This is a genomic window from Kitasatospora brasiliensis (assembly GCF_032654805.1).
Classification (GTDB): Bacteria; Actinomycetota; Actinomycetes; order Streptomycetales; family Streptomycetaceae; genus Kitasatospora; species Kitasatospora brasiliensis.
In genome coordinates this window covers 379,082-397,975 of the sequence record NZ_JAUOOW010000001.1, presented here as the reverse complement: position 1 = coordinate 397,975, position 18,894 = coordinate 379,082, and the positions used below count along the sequence as shown (strand labels likewise).

Annotated in this window: 22 protein-coding genes; 15 read left to right on the top strand and 7 right to left on the bottom strand. The window is 74.0% G+C overall.

Annotated features, from left to right (window positions below; genetic code table 11):
• The first annotated feature begins 16 nt into the window (after positions 1-16).
• The gene (locus QWJ13_RS01735; protein WP_432277442.1) at positions 17-769 is read left to right on the top strand and encodes a phosphotransferase enzyme family protein; all 753 of its coding nucleotides are present in this window, start codon (positions 17-19) and stop codon (positions 767-769) included.
• 76 nt (positions 770-845) lie between these two features.
• Here QWJ13_RS01735 and QWJ13_RS01730 read toward each other — a convergent pair whose 3' ends face one another.
• Positions 846-2,057: a cytochrome P450 gene (locus QWJ13_RS01730; protein ID WP_316520028.1), complete on the bottom strand. Its 1,212-nt coding sequence runs from the start codon at positions 2,055-2,057 to the stop codon at positions 846-848.
• Positions 2,058-2,158: 101 nt separating this feature from the next.
• The gene (locus tag QWJ13_RS01725; protein ID WP_316520027.1) at positions 2,159-2,797 is read right to left on the bottom strand and encodes a TetR/AcrR family transcriptional regulator; all 639 of its coding nucleotides are present in this window, start codon (positions 2,795-2,797) and stop codon (positions 2,159-2,161) included.
• A 79-nt stretch (positions 2,798-2,876) separates the two neighbouring features.
• Here QWJ13_RS01725 and QWJ13_RS01720 point away from each other — a divergent pair, with 79 nt between their 5' ends.
• Together QWJ13_RS01720 and QWJ13_RS01715 are read left to right on the top strand one after the other, a co-directional pair.
• Positions 2,877-3,317 carry a DUF4345 domain-containing protein gene (locus QWJ13_RS01720; protein ID WP_316520026.1) on the top strand — a complete coding sequence of 147 codons (441 nt, stop codon included), beginning with the start codon at positions 2,877-2,879 and terminating at the stop codon, positions 3,315-3,317.
• 279 nt (positions 3,318-3,596) lie between these two features.
• A complete protein-coding gene (locus QWJ13_RS01715; RefSeq protein ID WP_316520025.1) occupies positions 3,597-4,367 on the top strand; it encodes a thioesterase II family protein in 771 nt (256 codons plus the stop codon).
• A gap of 86 nt (positions 4,368-4,453) precedes the next feature.
• Here QWJ13_RS01715 and QWJ13_RS01710 read toward each other — a convergent pair whose 3' ends face one another.
• From QWJ13_RS01710 to QWJ13_RS01695, 4 genes are all read right to left on the bottom strand, one after another.
• Positions 4,454-4,774, bottom strand: a complete 321-nt coding sequence (locus QWJ13_RS01710; protein ID WP_432277408.1) for a metal-sensitive transcriptional regulator — start codon at positions 4,772-4,774, stop codon at positions 4,454-4,456.
• 69 nt (positions 4,775-4,843) lie between these two features.
• On the bottom strand, positions 4,844-5,164 hold the full coding sequence (locus QWJ13_RS01705) for a heavy-metal-associated domain-containing protein (protein ID WP_316520021.1): 321 nt from the start codon (positions 5,162-5,164) through the stop codon (positions 4,844-4,846).
• Between the two features lie 137 nt (positions 5,165-5,301).
• Positions 5,302-6,198 (bottom strand): M56 family metallopeptidase, encoded by an 897-nt coding sequence (locus tag QWJ13_RS01700; protein ID WP_316520020.1) that lies wholly within the window; start codon positions 6,196-6,198, stop codon positions 5,302-5,304.
• The gene (locus QWJ13_RS01695) at positions 6,195-6,563 is read right to left on the bottom strand and encodes a BlaI/MecI/CopY family transcriptional regulator (protein WP_316520019.1); all 369 of its coding nucleotides are present in this window, start codon (positions 6,561-6,563) and stop codon (positions 6,195-6,197) included. Before QWJ13_RS01695 ends, QWJ13_RS01700 begins: the two co-directional genes overlap by 4 nt.
• Positions 6,564-6,778: 215 nt before the next feature.
• Here QWJ13_RS01695 and QWJ13_RS01690 point away from each other — a divergent pair, with 215 nt between their 5' ends.
• The 9 genes from QWJ13_RS01690 to QWJ13_RS01650 all read left to right on the top strand — a co-directional run bounded on the left by QWJ13_RS01690 (position 6,779) and on the right by QWJ13_RS01650 (position 14,170).
• On the top strand, positions 6,779-8,002 hold the full coding sequence (locus QWJ13_RS01690) for a trans-sulfuration enzyme family protein (RefSeq protein ID WP_316520018.1): 1,224 nt from the start codon (positions 6,779-6,781) through the stop codon (positions 8,000-8,002).
• Between the two features lie 252 nt (positions 8,003-8,254).
• Entirely contained in the window at positions 8,255-8,767 is a 513-nt protein-coding gene (locus QWJ13_RS01685; protein WP_316520017.1) for a MaoC family dehydratase, read from the top strand.
• A gap of 50 nt (positions 8,768-8,817) precedes the next feature.
• Positions 8,818-9,639, top strand: coding sequence for a class I SAM-dependent methyltransferase (locus QWJ13_RS01680; protein ID WP_316520016.1), 822 nt, complete (start codon positions 8,818-8,820; stop codon positions 9,637-9,639).
• Between the two features lie 29 nt (positions 9,640-9,668).
• Positions 9,669-10,709, top strand: a complete 1,041-nt coding sequence (locus tag QWJ13_RS01675; protein ID WP_316520015.1) for a class I SAM-dependent methyltransferase — start codon at positions 9,669-9,671, stop codon at positions 10,707-10,709.
• An 83-nt stretch (positions 10,710-10,792) separates the two neighbouring features.
• Positions 10,793-11,692, top strand: coding sequence for a diiron oxygenase (locus QWJ13_RS01670; RefSeq protein WP_316520013.1), 900 nt, complete (start codon positions 10,793-10,795; stop codon positions 11,690-11,692).
• 60 nt (positions 11,693-11,752) lie between these two features.
• The gene (locus tag QWJ13_RS01665; RefSeq protein WP_316520011.1) at positions 11,753-12,622 is read left to right on the top strand and encodes a class-II aminoacyl-tRNA synthetase family protein; all 870 of its coding nucleotides are present in this window, start codon (positions 11,753-11,755) and stop codon (positions 12,620-12,622) included.
• A gap of 1 nt (position 12,623) precedes the next feature.
• Entirely contained in the window at positions 12,624-13,040 is a 417-nt protein-coding gene (gene acpS / locus QWJ13_RS01660; protein WP_316520008.1) for a holo-ACP synthase, read from the top strand.
• A 131-nt stretch (positions 13,041-13,171) separates the two neighbouring features.
• Entirely contained in the window at positions 13,172-13,414 is a 243-nt protein-coding gene (locus QWJ13_RS01655; protein ID WP_316520007.1) for an acyl carrier protein, read from the top strand.
• A gap of 111 nt (positions 13,415-13,525) precedes the next feature.
• Positions 13,526-14,170 (top strand): maleylpyruvate isomerase family mycothiol-dependent enzyme, encoded by a 645-nt coding sequence (locus tag QWJ13_RS01650; RefSeq protein WP_316520005.1) that lies wholly within the window; start codon positions 13,526-13,528, stop codon positions 14,168-14,170.
• Positions 14,171-14,177: 7 nt separating this feature from the next.
• On the opposite strand, the gene QWJ13_RS01645 is transcribed toward QWJ13_RS01650, so the two are convergent.
• Positions 14,178-14,894, bottom strand: a complete 717-nt coding sequence (locus tag QWJ13_RS01645) for a PIG-L deacetylase family protein (RefSeq protein WP_316520003.1) — start codon at positions 14,892-14,894, stop codon at positions 14,178-14,180.
• A gap of 195 nt (positions 14,895-15,089) precedes the next feature.
• Between QWJ13_RS01645 and asnB the strand changes: the two genes are divergently transcribed.
• From asnB to QWJ13_RS01630, 3 genes are all read left to right on the top strand, one after another.
• Positions 15,090-16,874: an asparagine synthase (glutamine-hydrolyzing) gene (gene asnB / locus QWJ13_RS01640; RefSeq protein ID WP_316520002.1), complete on the top strand. Its 1,785-nt coding sequence runs from the start codon at positions 15,090-15,092 to the stop codon at positions 16,872-16,874.
• Positions 16,871-17,827 (top strand): PrpF domain-containing protein, encoded by a 957-nt coding sequence (locus QWJ13_RS01635; RefSeq protein ID WP_316520001.1) that lies wholly within the window; start codon positions 16,871-16,873, stop codon positions 17,825-17,827. The genes asnB and QWJ13_RS01635 overlap by 4 nt, the downstream gene beginning before the upstream one ends.
• A 230-nt stretch (positions 17,828-18,057) precedes the next feature.
• Positions 18,058-18,840, top strand: a complete 783-nt coding sequence (locus QWJ13_RS01630) for an SDR family NAD(P)-dependent oxidoreductase (RefSeq protein WP_316520000.1) — start codon at positions 18,058-18,060, stop codon at positions 18,838-18,840.
• Positions 18,841-18,894: the final 54 nt, after the last annotated feature.

Here is an 18,894-nt window from a genome sequence, read left to right as displayed (position 1 = left end):
GCTGTCCGGCGGCAACATGAACGCCGGCGTGGTCCGCGTCGGGGACACCGTACGGCGCCCGGCCGGCCCGTGGACGCCCGCGGTGCACGCACTGCTGGAGCACTTGCACGCGGCGGGCTTCCGGGCGGCGCCGCGCCCGCTCGGCCTCGACGGGCAGGGGCGCGAGGTGCTGACGTACCAGCCGGGCCGGGCGCTCTGGCCGGACCGCTTCGCGTTGCTGCGCCCGGCCGATCAGCTGGCCCGAGTCGCGCGCCTGATCCGGGAGTTCCACGACGCCGTCCAGGGCTTCACGCCGCCGCCGGACGCCCGTTGGCAGACGCTGATGCCGCCCGGGGGCGATGCCGACATCATCGCCCACAATGACCTGGCGCCCTGGAACCTGGTGGGCGGCGGTGAGCACCCGTGGTCGTTCATCGACTGGGACACGGCCGCCCCCGGCACGCGGCTCTGGGATCTCGCGTACGCGCTGCACGGGTTCCTGCCGCTGTCGGCGCAGCCGGACTGGCGGCTCGCCGACGCCGACGCGGCGGGCCGGCTGCGCCTCTTCGTCGACGCCTACGGGCTGGACGAGGGTGAACGGCGGGCCCTGGTACCGCTGTTGGGGGCGCGGTCGATGGCCATGCACGACTTCCTGCGGCGCCGGGCGGGCCGCGGTGTGCAGCCCTGGGCGCGGCTCTGGGCGCAGGGGCACGGGGAGGTCTGGCGCGGCGACGCCGAATACACCGAGCGGCGCCGGGAGTTGTGGCTGAGCGCCCTGCTCGACGGCTGAGCGCCGAGCGGGGCGACGGCGGCACCACCACCAGGCGGCGGCACGACCAGGATGACGGCACGGCCAGATGACGGCGCTACCAGTCGACCGGCATCCGGGACGGGCTCCTGGTGGTGCTGCCGAGCTGCCAGGCGAGCTCCGCGACCGGGGTGGTGAGGCGCAGGCCGGGCAGGGCGGCGGCCAGCCGGTGCAGGGACTCGCGCATCTCCAGGCGCACCCGCCAGGCGCCGATGCAGTAGTGCGGGCCGGAGCTGAACGCGAGGGTGGGCGCGGGCAGCGGGAACCCGAGGTCGGCCTCCAGGCCCCCGGGGTAGACGGCCGGGTCGCGGTTGGCGCTGTTCAGGCTGAGGGCGAGGACGGAGCCGGCCGGGACGGTGACGCCGCCGATCTCGACCGGTGCGGTGGTGCGGCGGATGGTGGCCTGGTCGTCGCCGAGCGGGATGTAGTGCAGCAGGCGTTCGGCGGTGCGCTCGGCGGTGGCCGGGTCGGCGAGGCGCGGCCAGTGCCCGGGGCGTTCGCCGAGCACGTACACCAGGGCGTTGGCCAGGGCTCCGGCGACGCTCTCGTTGCCGCTGGCGGTGAGCCCGGCGACCAGGAAGACGAGGGACTCCTCGGGGACGCCGCCGTCCTGGTCGGCGGCCCGGACCAGTCGGCTGACCAGGTCGTCGCCGGGCTCGCGGCGCCGCCGGGCGACCAACTCGGCCATGAAGAGGCCGAATTCGGCGAGGGTGTCGTCGTGGTCGGTGGTTTGCGGCTGGTCCGGCGGGCCGCCCTGGGCGAGCAGGGCGAGGGTCCAGCGGTGCAGCCGTTCCTCGTCCAGGCGGTCCGGCCCGTCCCCGTCGAGCCCCATCAGCCGGGTGGTGACGGCGAAGGGCACCGGCCGGGCGAACGCGGCGACCAGGTCGACGGGCGGCCCGGCGGCGACCAGCCGGTCCACCTGCTGCTGGACGGCGGCCGCGACCCAGGGCTGCCAGCCGGCGATGGCCCGTGGGGTGAAGGCCCGTTGGACGGTGCCGCGCAGTCGGCGGTGGGCGGGCCCGTCCTGGTTGAACAGTGACGCCGGGTTGGCGGCCACGTCGGCGGTGGCGCCCGCGGTGCCGACGTCATGGAGGTCGGCCCGGGTGACCCGGGGGTCGCCGAGGACCTGCCGGACGTCGTGGTAGCGGGTGATCAGCCACGCGGGGGTGCCGTCCGGGAGGGTGGTGAGGTGGGGCGGCTGCGCGGGGGTGGTGGGGAGCCGGTGGAGCGGGGGCAGGGTGGTCCGGGTGTCGGCTGCGGCGGAGTCCATGGGTCCCTTCGCGGGGTGGGTGGTCCGGCTGGTCGAGGCGAGTCAAGACATCCAATTGTCGTATTGTCATGGGAAATTGGACGCTTGTGGCGCTTCTCCCGTTACATACCGATGGTATGCCCTCGATGCCTCCACTCGGGGGCCGGATCGGCGGGCAGCAGCGGCCGGAGCGCGCCCAGGACGGCGCCTATGCACGCGTCGCGCAGCTCGGTGCGGCTGCAGCTCTCCTCGGTCAGCCAGTCGATGACCAGCACCCGGACGAACACCAGCCAGCTGCGCAGGACTTGGGACACCGCCTGGCGCGCCCGCTCGTCCGCGAGCGAGAGGACGCCGAGCAGCCGGGAGCGCAGCGCGTCCAGCTCCTCGGTGATGATGGTCTGGATCACCTGGTCCCCGGCCAGCACCCGGTTGGCCGCGAGCACGGCGTGCCGGTTGGCGATGAAGTAGTCCAGATGGGCGTCCATGCCTTCGATCAGCTGATCGACCAGAGTGTCGGCCGGGTCGAACCGGGTCTTGGCGAGCAGGCCGTCGGAGGCCTCCCGGTAGACCGCCGCGAAGAGCTCGTGCTTGCTCGCGAAGTGCCGGTAGAGCAGCGCGCGGGAGACCCCGGCCTGCTCGGCGACCTCCTCCATCAGCACGTCTTCGTACGGTCGGGCGGCGAACAGCAGGGCGCCGACGGAGAGCAGCTGGGCGCGGCGCTCGGCGGGGGCGAGACGTCGGCGTCGTTCGTGGACTGGCATGCGGGCCACGTTACTTGACACGTGTCCACGGTCCGGCGCTAGCTTGGTAGACACGTGTCAACCGGAAGGCGGGTGGGTCATGGCCAAGGCGTTACGGGTGCTCGCGTGGACGATGGGGATCGCCTGTGTGGCGATCGGATTCCTCCACATCCTGCTGGGGAACGCCGCGATGCCCGGCATCGCGGACGCCGGCCCGACGGCCGACAGCTTCGGCCGCTTCATGGGCGCGATCTTCGCGGGCTACGGCGTGGCCTGGATCCAGGCCGCCCGGCAGACACCGGTGCCCGCCCGGACGGTGCGCCGGCTGGCGGCGGTCTTCCTGCTGGGCGGCCTCGCCCGGGTGCTGTCGATCGTGGTAGCCGGGCGGCCGCACTGGTTCCAGCTGGTGCTGATGGCGCTCGAACTCGGGCTCGCGCCGGTGTACCTGTGGCTCGCCGACGCGGACGAGCGGGCGCGCGGTGGCGGGGTCGGCGCGCTTCAGGAGGGCGGCGGCTCGCCGTCGACGTGGCGCAGGTCGTAGAGGTAGGACTTGCCGGCCTTCCAGCTGCGCCACGGACCGGCCGGAATCGGTGGACCAGGCCGTCCAGCCGGCGGACGAACTCGATGACCACGGCGCACCCCTCCCTCGCGGCGTCCCGGACCGCCGGGCGTCCGGTCACTCTGCCGCGCGCAATCGGCGGCGCGGAAGCGGTTTTGCCCCGGAACAGGGGGTCGTCGGGGCTGTACGGCGCGGGGTGGGGTCGGTGAGGATCTGACGGACGGGCAGAACGTTTTTGCGCAGGCGAACGAAGGGACCCCCATGTCAGGCGACAGCACCCAGGTCGACACCCGCTGGCTCCGCCGGTACCACCCCGCGCCGGCGGCCGCGCCCCGGCTGGTCTGCTTCCCGCACGCGGGCGGGTCGGCCGGATACTTCCACCCGGTGTCCGCCGCGGTCTCCCCGCACGCCGACGTGCTGTGCGTCCAGTACCCCGGGCGGCAGGACCGCCGGACCGAGCCGGGGATCACCTCGGTCGCGGAGCTGGCCGACCGGCTGTACGAGGTGCTGCGGCCCTGCGCGGACCGGCCGTTGACCTTCTTCGGGCACAGCATGGGCGCGGTGCTCGCCTTCGAGGTGGCGCTGCGCTTCGCCAAGGACGGCCTGGACGCCCCGGCCCACCTGTTCGTCTCCGGCCGCCGCGCGCCCTCGGTCCACCGCGACGAGCGGGTCCACCTGCTGCCCGACGAGGGGATGCTCGCCGAGCTGGTGGTGCTCGGTGGCACCGGCGAACAGGTGCTCGCGGACCAGGAGTTGCGCGACATGATCCTGCCGCCGCTGCGCAGCGACTACACCGCGATCGAGACGTACCGGGGCGAGCCGGGCGCCGTGCTGGACTGCCCGATCACCGCGCTGACCGGCGACGCGGACCCGCGGGTCGCGGTCGACGACGTCCGGGTCTGGGAGAGCCACACCCGGGGCGCCTTCGACCTGAAGGTCTTCCCGGGCGGGCACTTCTACCTGGCCGACCAGGCCCCGGCCGTACTCGGCCTGATCAAGGCCCAGCTGGCGGGGACGCCGGCCGACCGGTGAGGGATACCCCTACCTGGTGACGACGCGAGGGGACGCCCTCCGGTGGCAGCTGCCACCGGAGGGCGTCCCCATGCGCGCGTCAGGCCTCAGGAGCGGACGAGGCGGGCGATGGCCTGGTTGGCCTCACGGATCTTGGTGTTCGCCTCCTGGCCACCCTCGGCGATGGCGTCGCGGACGCAGCACTCGATGTGCTCGTCCAGGAGTTGGAGGGCGAAGGACTGGAGCGCGCGGCTGGCGGCGGAGACCTGGGTCAGGACGTCGATGCAGTAGGTGTCCTGTTCGACCATGCGCTGGAGGCCACGGATCTGGCCCTCGACGCGGCGGAGCCGCTTGAGGAAGTCGTCCTTGTGGGAGCTGTAGCTGGCCATGGCCGTCTCCGGTTCCTGTGCGGGGAGGAGTGGTCTCACTCTACCGGGGGGCGCGTCGGGCGGTGCCGACCCGGACGGGCGGGGGGCCCGCCCGGGTCGATCCCAGGGTCAGGCCTCGATGCGGCCGATCAGGTCGTAGCCGGCCTCGTCGATGGCGGCGGCCACGTCGGAGTCGGCGAGCGCCTGGGTGCTGCCGACGGTGACCTGGCCGGTGGCGAGGTCCACGGCGACGTCGTTGACGCCGTCGAGCTTCTTCAGCTCCGTGGTGACCGAGCTGACGCAGTGGCCGCAGGTCATGCCCTTCACCTGGAAGACCGAGGTCTGGGCGGAGTCGGCGGCCGGGGCCGCGGCGGCGTTGGTGCCGCACGAGCCGCAGCAGGAGGAGGACTCGGTGGCGGCGGACTCGATGGTGACGGCGGTCTCGCTCATGGGTGTGCTCCTGTCGTGAGTGTCCGCACCGCCGGACTGCCCGGGCGGCTGCTTCACTTGCGAACATACCATACCCCCCCAGGGTAATGAACAGGGTCGGCGAGGGCCCATCCCGGGCGCCGCGTACGGGGGTTGGCTCAGCCCGGTGTCGGGCCGCAGGTGAGCAGGTACGGCACCAGCGGCGCCAGGGCGATCAGCGCCAGCGCCACCAGCCGTACGGCCGGCCGCGGTCGGGGCGCGGGGCGCAGCAGCCGTCGCATCCGCAGCAGGGTGCGCGATCCGCCGCCGGCCGGCAGGGTGGCGGGGGAGGGGTGCGGCGTTCCCACCTCGCACATCGCCGCCGCGAGGTCCTCGGGGCGGCAGCTGCGGGCCGCCCGGTCGTCCGCCAGCATCTCCAACAGCGGTGCGATCTGCGCCCGTAGGCCCCGGCCGAGCGGCAACCCCCGGAAGGCGTCGGCCAATCCGGCCCCGAGGGTGAGCAACAGGTGGTGGCGTCCGGCCAGATGGGCCCGCTCGTGCTGGATCACGGCGTACAGCTGGCCGTCCGTCAGCCGGGCGACCGTCCCGCTGCTGATCACCACCGGCCCGCGGTGCAGGCAGTACGCCACCGGCGTGGGGTGGTCCAGCAGGACGGCGCCGAGACCGGGGTCGGTGCGGCCGGCCAGGGTGAGGCGCTCCAGGTGCTCGGTCCGGTCGCGGCGGGCCCGACGGGCGGCGGCGGCGATCCGGGCGAGCGGCCAGGCCGCGGCGAGGGCGATCGGCACCAGGACGGCCGGGCCCTCGGGGCCGGCGGCCCGCGTGCCCGGTTCCAGCAGGGCCAGCAGCCCGTGGGCGTGCGCTCCGGGCCCGGTGAGGGCGAGGTGGTAGGCCGTCAGCGCGACGGCCGCGGTGAAGGCGGCCGCCAGGGCGAGCCAGGCGGTCAGCGCCAGGCGCGGCGCCCGCTGCGGCCAGGCGGCCCGGGCCAGCCGGCCGGGCGCCAGCACCCCGGCCAGCACGGCGTAGAGCGCGAGGACGAGCGCCGCCAGGACGGTCATTCGGCCCGCTCGGCGAGCAGTGCCTCCAGGGCGGCGCGCAGTGCCTGCCGCTCCTCGGGGGTGATCTGCTCGGCGAAGGCGGCGAGGGCGGTGGAGCGGTCGGTGCTGGCGGTGAGGGCGTCGGCCATCAGCGCGGCGGTGTACTCCTCGCGGCTGCGCACCGTCTCGTACAGCCAGATCCGACCGGCCTTGCGGCGGCGCAGATGGCCCTTGTGGTAGAGGATCTCGGCCACGGTCATCACGGTGGTGTAGGCGATCGGACGGCAGGTGTTGAGGTCGTCCACGAGTCTGCGGACCGTGGTCGGTTCGCCCCAGGACCAGAGCCGGTTCATGATCTCCGCCTCAAGCTCCCCCAAGCGCCGCATGTCCGGTGCCCCCCCCCGCCTCATCGTCCTTTTGTCTGATGATCCGTCCGACATGGTAGGCGGTGGGCCCGCCGAGAGGGAGGGGCTGCTGGGGTAGGGGGGTGGGGTATCAGGGGAAGTCTGCGGCGACGACCATGTCAACTCCGATGGATCAGCCGGGCATTTCGGGATACCCCCTTGCCATCGCCCGGGGGTCCGGCCCCATCCTGGGCGCCATGACGACTCGTGAACCCGCCGCACCCGCACCCGAACTCGACCCCCGGACCCTGGTGGTGCACGCCGCCGCCCGGCACGCGGCCGGAGGCGAAGCGGGCCGCACCGGCCCGCTCAGCGTGCCGATCCACCAGACCACCGGCTTTGCCTTCGACGACGCGGACGCCATCGCCGCCGCGATGGCCGGCCCGGACGGCGACTTCGTCTACACCCGGCGCGGGAACCCGACGGTCCGCGCGCTGGAACAGGCCGTCGCCACGCTGGAGGGCGGCGCGGCGGCGATCGCCAGCTCCTCCGGAATGGGCGCGATGAGCGCCGTCCTGCTGTCGCTGCTGAAGCCGGGCGACCACGTGCTGGCCCAGAAGTGCCTGTACGGCGGCACCTACGCGGTGCTGTCCGACCTCGGCCGCCGCTACGGCATCGAGACCAGCTACCTGGACGCCGAGAGCCCCGAGGAGATCGCCGCGGCCCGGCGGCCGACCAGCAGGCTGCTCCTGCTGGAGACCATCGCCAACCCGACCACCCGGGTCTGCGACCTGCCCGCGCTGCTCGCGGCCGGCCGGGAGCACGGGCTGCTCGGCGTGGTGGACAACTCGCTGGCCTCGCCGATCCTGTGCCGCCCGATCGAGCACGGCGCGGACGTGGTGGTGCACTCCAGCACCAAGTACCTGGCCGGGCACAGCGACGTGCTCGGCGGGATCGCCGTCTTCGCGGACCGGGAGCTGCACCGCACGGTCTGGACCCGGGCGGTCGAACTCGGCGCCACACCGGACCCGTTCGCGGCCTGGCTGACCATCCGGGGGCTCCAGACCCTCGCGGTGCGGATGCGCCAGCACGGCGAGAACGCGGCGCTGCTGGCGCAACGGCTGTCCGCGCACCCGGCGGTGGCGGCGGTGCACTGGCCGGGCCTGGCCGGGCACCCCGACCGGGCGGTGGCGGACCGGCTGCTGGCCGGGTACGGCGGGATGCTCTCCTTCGACCTGGCCGGCGGCCGGAAGGCGGGCCGCCGCTTCATCGGCGCGGTCCGGCTGGCCCGGCTGGCGCTGTCGATCGGCGGCGTGGAGACCCTGGTGACCCACCCGGCCTCCACCTCGCACCGCGAACTGGGCGACGCCCAGTTGAAGGAGGCCGGCATCGGTGCGGGCACGGTGCGGCTCTCGGTGGGCATCGAGGACGTCGAGGACCTCTGGCGGGACCTCGCCCAGGCCCTGCGCGGCCTCGGCTGATCCACGACGGGCCACCCCCGCCCTTGCCGCGGCCCCGCCCCCACCTGCGCCCCGGTCCCGCCTCGATCCCCGGCGGGCCCGCCCCCGCTCCCGCCCGAACCCGTCCACCCCGCCCCACGGTTGTTCTGACATAGTCGTTTTTTTGGATTGACCAAATCATCGCCCGCCGTACTACCGTGAAGGCGTCTCGACAGCCCGCGCCGGGGTCCGTGTGGACCGACCGCCCCCCGGTGCCGACCGGCAGGGGAATCCGTGTACTTCTTCGAGGACTTCAAGCCCGGTGACGTGTTCGAACTCGGCACCGTGACCGTGACCTTGGAGCAGATCATCGCCTTCGGCGAGCAGTACGACCCGCAGCCCTTCCACGTCGACCCGGACCGCGCGCAGGACTCGCCGTACGGCGGGATCATCGCGAGCGGCTGGCAGACGGCCGGGCTGTTCATGCGCCGCTACGTCGACGGCCTGCTCGCCGACAGCGCCTGCGTCGGCTCGCCCGGCGTGGACGAGATCCGCTACCACCAGCCGGTGCGGCCCGGCGACGTGCTGACCGCCCGGATGCGGGTGATCGGCGCCATGCCCTCGTTCGGCCGGCCGGGCACCGGGATCGTCCAGCCGCGCTGCGAACTCGTCGACAGCGAGGGGAAGTTGGTCTTCAGCATGATCCTGCACAGCATCTTCGAACGCCGGCGGAGCCAGAGCACCGCGCCGCTGTCGGTCGACCCGGTGCACCCGGGGCACGTCGCCCCGCCCGTCCCCGCCGCCTGACGACAGCCGCCCCCGTCCGCCGACCGTCAACCCCCAAGGAGCCCCACCCCATGGAAGCAGTCTCGAAAACCGCCCAGTGGACGGCCGCCGCCCGCGCGCTGGAGTCCGAGCGGGAAGACGCCGTCTTCGTCGACCCGTACGCCCGCACCGTCGCCGCCGACACCGGCTTCAAGCTGCTCGACCGCTACGCGGGCGCCGGCACCGTCGAGTTCCTGGCGATCCGCACCGGCTACCTGGACCGCGCCATCGCCAAGGCGGTGGCCGACCAGGGCATCCGCCAGGTGGTGTTCGTGGCCGCCGGCATGGACACCCGCCCGTACCGCCTGGACTGCTGGGCCGAGGGCACCACCGTCTACGAACTGGACCGCCCCGCCCTGCTGTTGGCCAAGGACCAGCTGCTGGACAACTCCGAGCCGCCGAACGGGATCGTCCGCCAGCCGGTGGCCGTCGACCTGGCCGGGGACTGGACCGAGATGCTGCTGCTGGCCGGCTTCCGCCCCAACCGGCCGACGCTGTGGGTGATCGAGGGCCTGTCGTTCTTCCTCGCCGAGAGCGACGTGCGCCGGCTGCTCGGCGCCATCCGCAAGCTCTCCGCCGCCGGCACCGTCCTGCTCGGCGACTTCGCCAGCAAGTTCTCGCTGGTCAACCCGCTGGCCAGGCCGTTCCTGAACGCCCTCGCCGAGGACGGCGCGCCCTGGCGGTTCGGCACCGACGAGCCCGAGACGTTCCTCGCCGAGTGCGGCTGGCAGGCCCGCGAGGTGCGCCAACCCGGCGACGATGGCGCCGAGTTCGGCCGCTGGCCGTACCGGGTGGTGCCCCGCGAGGTGCCGGGCGTGCCGCGGTCCTTCCTGTACACCGCCGACCCGGCCTGACCGGCCCCCTGAGCCAGGAGGTACCCCCCATGACCACCGCCTTCCGCGACCGGGTGATCGACGACGCCGCCGCGGCCGTCCGCGGCCTGACCGTCGCCCTCGGCGAGCGCCTCGGCCTCTACCGCGCGCTGTCCGGCGCCGGCCAGCTCACCGCCAAGGAGTTCGCCGTCCGCACCGGCCTGGACGAGCGCTACGCCACCGAGTGGCTGCACGCCCAGACCAGCGCCGACTACCTGGAGCACGACCCCGAGCAGGACAGCTTCCGGCTGCCCGACGAGCACGCCGCCGTCCTCGCGAACGAGGACGACCCGGCCTACGTCGCCGCCTTCTTCACCGCCCTCAAGGCCCTCTACGCCACCGAGGACCAGCTGGTGCGCGCCTACCGCGAGGGCGGCGGCGTCGAGTGGTCCGACCACGACGACGCGCTGGACACCGGCATGGGCGCCTTCTTCCTGCCCGGCTACCGCGCCAACCTCGTCCGGCACTGGCTGCCCGCGCTGGACGGCGTCGCGGACCGGCTGCGGGCCGGCGGCAAGGTCGCCGACGTCGGCTGCGGGGTCGGCCACTCGACCCTGATCATGGCCGAGGCCTTCCCGGAGGCCGAGTTCACCGGCTTCGACTACTCAGCCGCCGCCATCGAGCACGCCCGCGAACTGGCCCGCCGGGCCGGCCTCGCCGACCGGGTGCGCTTCGAGGTCGCCCCCGCCGACGCCTTCCCCGGCCGGGACTACGACCTGGTCAGCTACTTCAACGTGCTGCACGACCTGGGCCACCCCGTCCCGGCCGCCCGCTGGGCGCACCAGGCGCTGGCCGAGGACGGCGTCTGGATGATCGTCGAGCCCAACGCGGCCGCCGCCCTCGCCGACAACCGCAACCCGGCCGGACGGATGTTCATGAGCCTGTCCGCCGTGATGTGCCTGCCGGTGGCCGCCGCCCAGCAGGGCCCGCACGCGCTCGGCAACCACTCCGGGGAGCAGGCGCTGCGCGCCATCGCCGAGGCGGCCGGCTTCACCCGCTGGCGTCGCGCCGCCGAGACCGCCGTCAGCGCGGTCTACCAGGCCCGTCGCTGAGCCCTGAGCCCGGGGCCCCCAGCCCACCGCCCTGAGCCCCGAGCCCCGAGCCCACCGCCCCGAGTCCCGAAGGAGTCCGCACCATGACCACCGCGCCCCAACTCGACGTCACCGACCGGTTCCGCGAGCTCCTCGACCGGCTCTCCCAGAAGGCCATCGAGGACTACTACAACCCGTACCAGCGCTTCGACTGGGCCGACCACCTGGACGAGGAGCAGTGGTGGATGAGCCCCGAGCTGCTCTCGGTGGCCGGCACCGACCAGCAGGAGCAGCTGGACGAGGCCACCCTCAAGCGGCTGTCCAAGTGGGAGAGCGTCAACTTCTACAGCCTCAACGTGCACGGCATCCGGGAACTCCTGATGGAGGTGATCAGCCGGATCCACACCCCGGGCTTCGAGGTCCCCTCGGACTTCTTCCACCACTTCATCGGCGAAGAGAACGAACACATGTGGTTCTTCTCCGAGTTCTGCCTGCGCTACGGCAAAAAGATCTACCGGCCGCCGGTGGTCGCCCTCACCTCCGGGCCGACGTACGAGCCGGAGGTGGAGAACTTCCTGGTGTTCGCCAAGGTCCTGTTCTTCGAGGAGATGGTCGACCACTACAACATGGCGATGGGGCAGGACGAGCGGCTCTGCCGCACCATCCGCCAGGTCAACGCGATCCACCACCAGGACGAGTCCCGGCACATCGCCTTCGGACGCGAACTGGTCGGCCACCTCTACACGTTGATGTGCGAGCGGGTGGGCGAGGACCGGCTGCGCGAGGTCGAGGCCTACCTCAAGCGGTACATCGTCTACAGCGTCAACTCCTTCTACAACCCCGAGGTCTACCGCGACGCCGGGATCGCCGACCCGCTCGCCCTGCGCGCCGCCGTGCTCGCCGACCCGGGCCGGCGCGTCGCCGAGCGCCGGGTGATCCGCAAGCCGATGGCCTTCTTCCGCAAGATCGGTCTGTTCGCCGACGACACCCTGCCGCTCGGCTGACCCCGACCTCCCCGAACCCACCCCCGTCCGTTCCGACCGCCGAGACCCCACGAGGTACCGATGAGTCCCACCGAAGCACCACCGGCCCGCGCAGCGGACCAGGACGGCCTGTTCGCCCTCGGGCCCGAGGCCACCGCCCTGATGCGACTGCTCGACGACACCTTCGCCGGCTGGGGCGTCCAGGCGGGCGCCGCGCCGCTCACCATGCCCGCGCTGCTGCCCGCCGCCGACCTGGCCCGGCTCGACTACTACGACAACTTCCCCCACCAGGCGATCCTCGCCACCCCGCTGGACCTCGACCAGCGGGCCGAGCACCCCTTCGACGCGGCCGCCGGGTCCTTCCCCCGGGAGGCCCTGGAGCCGGGCGCGCTCGCCCTGCCGGCCGCCGCCTGCTACGGGGTCTACCTGACCCACGCCGGCACCGAGGTCGCCGACGGCACCCTGGTCACCGTGGTCGGCCGGTGCTTCCGCAAGGAGACCGAGTACCACGACCTGCGCCGCATCCTCGGCTTCCACATGCGGGAGGTGGTCGCCATCGGCTCGCGCGAGCACACCGAGGCGCACCTGGCCGCCTTCACCGCGCGGATCACCGCCTTCGCCGAGGCGCTCGACCTGCCGCTGAGCAAGGAGGTCGCCACCGACCCGTTCTACGACCGCGGCGGCGCCCGGCTGCTGCTCCAGCAACTCTCGCCCGTCAAGTGGGAGTTCCTGTACGACGGCCTGGCCATCGCCTCCGTCAACGTGCACCGCAACTTCTTCGGCGAGCGCTGCGGCATCACCGTGGCCGGCACCGGCGAAGCCGCCTTCACCAGCTGCGCGGCCTTCGGGCTGGAGCGCTGGCTCTCCGCCCTGACCCGCCGGCACGGCAGCTGGGAGGCGGCCACCGCCGCCGTCGAGCAGGCCGTCCGGCAGGCCGGGACGGCGGTCTGAGATGACCGCCGCCGCGGAGCCCGGGCCCCCCGCCGGCTGGGCGAACCTCGGCCTGGACATCGTCTCGGCCGGGCGGGTCCGCGAGCTGATCCGCGAGCACGGCGAGCCCTTCCTCGCCCGCCTGCTCACCGAGCGCGAGCTGGCCGACTGCCGGACGGCCGACGGGATCAACGTCCTCGCCGTGTGCGGCCGGATCGCGGCCAAGGAGGCCGCGTTCAAGACCCTGCGGGTCGCCGACAGCATCCTGCCCTGGCTCGACATCGAGGTTCGCAAGGCGCCCGGTGGCTGGCCGCTGATCGAACTGCACGGCCGCGCCGCCCGGTTGGCCGACGAGGCCGGTGTCAGCGGGATCACCGTCAGCATCAGCCACGACGTCGACTACGCCGTCGCGGTCGGCGCGCCGATCCCGGTCGCCTGAACGGCCCGAGCCGCCTGAGCCGCCTGAGCCGCCTGAATGGCCCGAGCCGCCCGAGCCGCTTGAACGGCCCGAGCTCCTCCCCTCCGCTTCCTCCCTCACCCCCACCCGCACGACGACAAAGGAGCACCACCGTGTCCGAGACCCTTGAGCCGATCAAGTCCTGGATCCTCAAGCGCCACCCCGAGCGCAGCGACATCGCCGCCGACCTCGACCTGATCGAGAACCGGCTGATCGACTCGCTGTCCTTCGTGGAGTTCGTCTTCCTGCTGGAGCAGGTCAGCGGCCGCAAGATCGACATGACCGCGCTGGAGGTCGACCACCTGCGCACCCTGCGCGTCATCGAGGAGCGCTTCCTCACCACGGCCGTCCGCTGACGCCCATAGGGCCGAGACGCGGCCGCCGCCCAGGTCCCCGGCGGCGGCCGCGCCCCGGCCCGCACCTCTCCATGTGAACCGCTCGGCAGTCCTATCTGACGGGAGAGCACCATGACCACCACGCGCGACCCCGAGCGCCCTGGCAGACTCCTGCGCGCCGAGCGCGAGAACCTGCTGCCACTGCTGCGCCGCACCCCGCTCGAAGCCTTCGAGCTGCCCACCGCCTGCCCGGACTGGACGGTGCGCGAGCTGCTCGCCCACTGCGGCGCCGCGTTGATGCGGATCGTCGACGGGCGGCTGCCCGCCTTCACCCCCGAGCACAACGCCGCCGACGTCGCCGAACGCGCCGACTGGCCCGTCCAGCGGATCCTGGACGAGCTGGAGTTCGGCATGGTCGAGGCCGGCCCGGCGATCGAGGCGGCGGGCGGCGATCTGGACGTCATCGCCCTCGGCGAATGGGTGCACGCGGGGGACATCCGGGAGGCGATCGGCGCCCCCGGGGCGTACGAGAGCCTCGGTACGGACGACGCCCTCGCCCTGCTCGCCACCGTCAGCCGCGAGCGCCTGACGCCCCGGGTCTGCGCGATCACCCCGTGCGGGGACTGGGTGCTGGGCAACGTGCTGGACGGCCGGGCGGCGGCCGAGCTGAGCTGTGACGAGGGCACGCTGATCCGGATGTACACCGGCCGCCCGGTGGCGCCGGAGCGCTACCGGCTGGCCGGGGCCTCGCGCGAGGAACTGGTCATCTACCGCTAGCGGTGGGTCAGTTCAGCTCGACCACCTGGAACGCCTCGGCGAGCCGCCCCTCGGGCAGCCGGCCGGTCCGGGCGTGCTCGGTCTGCCAGCGGTGCAGCAGCGCCCGCAGGTCGTCCAGGTTGGCGGTCTGCGAGGTGTGCAGCTGGAGGGCGGCCAGCTTGCGTTCGAAGAGTTCGGTGACGTCCACGAAGTGGTTCGGCGTCGGGCCCATGATCAGCCAGAGCTCCGGCACCTCCCAGGCCTCCAGCCCCAGTGCCCGCAGCTCCGGATGGGCGAAGGGGTTGCGGGCGTCCGGGTAGACCGCCCGCAGCGTCGCCTCCCCGGCGGCCCGGTGGTCGGGGTGGACGTCGGCGATCCGGGCCCAGTTGATCTCCGGACTCGGCAGCACCACGACGTCCGGCCGCACCTGGCGGACCACCCGGGTGATGTCCCGGCGCAGCTCCATGGTGGGCTCCAGCCGGCCGTCCGGGTACCCGAGGAAGCGCACCTCCCGGACCCCGGTGTACGCGGCCGCGGCCCGCTGTTCGGCGCGGCGCAGCGGGGCGATGCTCTGCCGGGGCAGGGCGGTGTCGTAGCCGCCGTTGTCGCCGTCGGTCAGCACGCAGTAGGTGACCTCGGCGCCCTGGGCGGTCCAGTGCATCACGGTGCCGGCGACGCAGAACTCGGTGTCGTCGGGGTGGGCGGTCACCACCAGGGCTCGGCGGGGTGCGGGGCGCGCGGTCAACGGGCCTCCTCTCGACGGGACTTCGGCGGGAAATCCATGGGCGGGACGTCCTGTGGCGAGACATCCGCAGGACCACGTCAGCTTCTCCGCCCGGCCTCCCGGCTCACAACGGGCTCGGCTGGCGGGCACCGGCCATGGCGTCGGTAGGCCAGGGCAAGGACGCGGCTGAGCAGAACCAGGGAAGGGGTGGGCTCGATGTGCAGGATCTTCGGCCGACTGGGCGGTGGCCCCGACACCAGGGCCACCCGGGCCGCGCTCGCCGCGGTGGCGGCCCGCCAGCACCACGGCGGCCCCGACCGGCAGTCCGTGCTGGCCGGCGACGGCTGGGCGCTCGGCTGCAACCGGCTGGCCGTCACCGACCCGCGCGGCGGCGACCAGCCGTACCGGCTCGGCCACACCCTCGACGACGGCATCCTGGTCGCCTTCAACGGCGAGATCTACAACCACGGCGAGCTGCGCCGCCGACTGCTCGCCCGCGGCCACCGGCTGCGCGACCGCTGCGACGGCTCGGTGCTGCCCGCGCTGTACGCCGAGTACGGCCCGGCCTTCGTCGAGCAGTTGGACGGGATGTACGCGATCGCCGTGCTCGACCTTCGCGCCGCCGAACCCGAACTCCTGCTCGCCACCGACCCGTTGGGCATGAAGCCGGTCTACTACCACCAGGGTGCGGACGGCCTGGAGTTCGCCTCCGAGCTGCCCGCGCTGCTCGCCTTCCCGACCGTACGGCGGGAGCGCTGGGAGCCCGGGTTGGACCGCTATCTGCGCTACCGCACCCCGCTCGGCGAGCGCACCCTGTACCGGCACGTACGGGTGCTGCCGCCGGCCGCCGTCGCCCGGTACTCGGCGTCCGGCGGGCTGCGGATCTCGCGGCGCGCGGTGTCCACTCCGGTGTCCGACGTCCTGGACGAGGCCACCGCCGGGCGGGAGACCCTCGCCGTGCTGCATGGCGAGGTCGGGCGGCTGGCCCGCGCCGAGGTGCCGGTCGCCGTGGTCGCCAGCGGCGGCCTGGACTCCGGGCTGGTCGCGGCCCTCGCCGCGCCGCACCTGCCGGACCTGCACACCTTCACCCTGGTCCACCGCGGCCGCTGGCCGGGCGACGAGCGCCGGCACGCCGCCGAGGTCGCCCGGCACTGCGGCGCCGTCCACCACGAGGTCGAACTCGACCCGGCCGACCTGCCCGAGCTGCTGCCGCGCACCGTCGCCCACCTCGGCCAGCCCAACGCCGACCCGATCACCGTCTCCACCCACGCCCTGTTCGCCGCCGTGCGCGCCGCCGGCTTCACCGTCGCGCTCACCGGCGACGGGGCCGACGAACTGTTCGGCGGCTACGACCGCATCCGCACCGCCCTGGCCACCCCGGCCGGGCAACCCTGGACGGCGGCCTACCTGGAGGAGGTGGCGGCGGTGCCGACGGCGCTGCGCGAGCGGCTGTACACCGCCGAATACCGGGCCGAACTGTCCTCCCGCGTCGGTGAGTTGCCGCAGCTCAGGGAGGAAGGCGACCGAATGGCCGCCATCTCCTGCTTCGAGACCGGCCTGCGGATGCCCGCCTACCACCTGCGCCGGGTCGACCACCTCAGCATGGCCTCGGCCGTCGAGGTGCGGCTGCCGTACTGCCAGCCCGCCGTCCACGAGCTCTCCCGCCGGCTACCCGGGCACCTCAAGGTCTCCGGCGGGCAGGTCAAGAAGCCGCTCTACGCCGCCGCCCGCGGGCTCGTCCCGGACTCCGTGCTGCGCCGGCCCAAGCAGCCGTTCACCCTGCCGGTCGCCGCCATGCTCGCCCCCGGGCAGCCGCTCACCGCCTTCGCCCGCGACGTGCTGGCCCCGGACCGGGTGCGCCGGGACGGGCGGCTGCGCGCCGAGCAGGTCACCGCGCTGCTCGACCGGCAGGCGGCCGCGCCGCAGGACGCCACCGCCCGTGCGGTCTGGGCGCTGCTGGTCCACCAGCTCTGGGTGGACGGCGAATCGGCCCGGCCTTGATCGGCCACCTCGCATCGGCGGTCGGCGCCCCCTGCCCGACCCTCGTCCTGGACGCGGCGCTGCTGCCCGCCGACGAGTGCCGGCTGCGCCCCGCGCTGGCCGCGATCCGGGGGCAACTCGGCGGCCAGGTCCTGAAGTTCGCGCTGATCAGCCCGTCCGCCGCAGCGGGGGGCGACCTCGACTACCGCTTCGTCCAGGGCCTGCCGGGCCGGGCCGAGCGCTTCGACTTCGGCGCGGCCTGCGGGCACTCGGGGCTGGCGGCCGCGCTGGTGGCCGAACGGCTCGGCTGGGTGCGCGAGTTGCGGCGGCCTGGCGCGGCGGTGCGGCTGCACGGCAGGGGCGGCGCACTGGTGGTCGAGGCCGCCGATCCGGGCGAGTACACCCTGCACTACGAGCCGGAGGCGGCCGCGGAGCCGCTGCCCACCGGCCGGGCGTCCGAGGCGCTGCGGACCGCCTCCGGTGAAGTCCGCGCCTCGCTGGTCGCGTTCGGCAACCCGTACGCCTTCGTGGCCGCCGCCGACCTCGGCCTGCGGAGCGGCGCGGAGCTGTTCGCCGCCGACGCCCGGACGGCGGCCCGGCTGGCCCCGATCCGCGCGGCCGCCGCCGCCCGGCTCGGCCACCCCGCCGACGGCGCCCTGCCCAAGCTCGCCCTGATCGGCGCCGTCGAGCCCGCCGGGCTGCCCGTCCGCGCCCTCACCGTCACCGGCTGGCACCCCGGCCTGGCCCTCACCGGCGCCGGCTGCCTCGCCGCCGCCCTCACCCTCCCCGGCACCCTCCCGCACCGCCTCGCCGACGGCGCCGCACCGCTGCTGTTCACCCCGGCCGGGCCGGTGACCGCCATCGCCGTCCGACAGGCCGGGCGGCTCACCCGGGTGACCGTCCCGCACAAGCGCGCCCGGCTGCTGGGCCGGGTCGCCCTGGCCTGGCGCGGGCCCGTGGCCTCGGCCGCCTGAATTCACCCGGCGCGCCGCCGGCCAGCCGCCCCGTGGCGGCCACACGCCACGGCGCGGTCACGCCGTGCTCGGCGGGCCATCGGGGCCGAGCGGGCTGGAACGATGGTCGTACGCGGTGTCGCGCCGCGCGTGGGGCCCGGCCGTTCCGGGCTCCGCCCCGCCCTTCCCCATGCGCGCCGCAGGGCTGCCGCCGTGTCCGCGTCCGGCCGCACGACAGAAGGAACGTGCCCATGAGATTCCACAACCTGAGGGTCGTCGTCACCGGCGCGTCCCGCCCGTTCGGCCGGTCGCTGGCGGTGGGGTTCGCCCACCTCGGGGCCGAGGTGTTCGTGTCGGCGCGGACCAAGTCCGCGGCGGAGGTGGTCGACGGGCAGCTGGAAGGCGTGGCGCGCGAACGCATCCACACCTTCGGATGCGACCTCAGCAAACCCGCCGAGATCGCCCGTTTCGCCGGCCGGGTCGGCGAGTTGACCGACCGGGTCGACCTGCTGGTCAACAACGGCGCGCGCTGGCTCGGCGGGGTCGCGCTGGACGACGCCTCCGACGAGCAGATCGTCGAGACGATCGGTGCGACCGCCGCCGGCACCGTGCTGATGGTCAAGCACTTCCTGCCCCTGCTGCGGAACTCCGCGCGCCCCGACATCGTCAACATGGTCTCGGTGTCCGGCCTGGACACCGACGGAGGCTCGCCCGCCCACGACGCCTTCCACGCCGCGAAGAGCGCCCAAGCCGGGTTCGCGGACGTGCTGGCCCGCCGGTTACGGCCCTCCGGGGTACGGGTGATGGCGTTCTACCCGCCCGACTTCGCCACGTCCGACCCGAGCGCCGCCGAGTGGGACGGCGCCCACCAGGGCGCCCATCAGGGCACCCGCGACGGCACCCGCCACACCGGCGACACCCACCACGGTCCGCGCGAACGGCTCACCGCGCAGGCCCTGTTCGACTGCCTCGCCTTCGCGGTCGACCAGCCGAGGGACTGCTTCATCCGGTCCTTCCACTTCGAACCCCGATGACCGGGCCCGGAACCCGATGGCCGGGCTTCGAACCCCGAAGACCGGCCGAAGCGA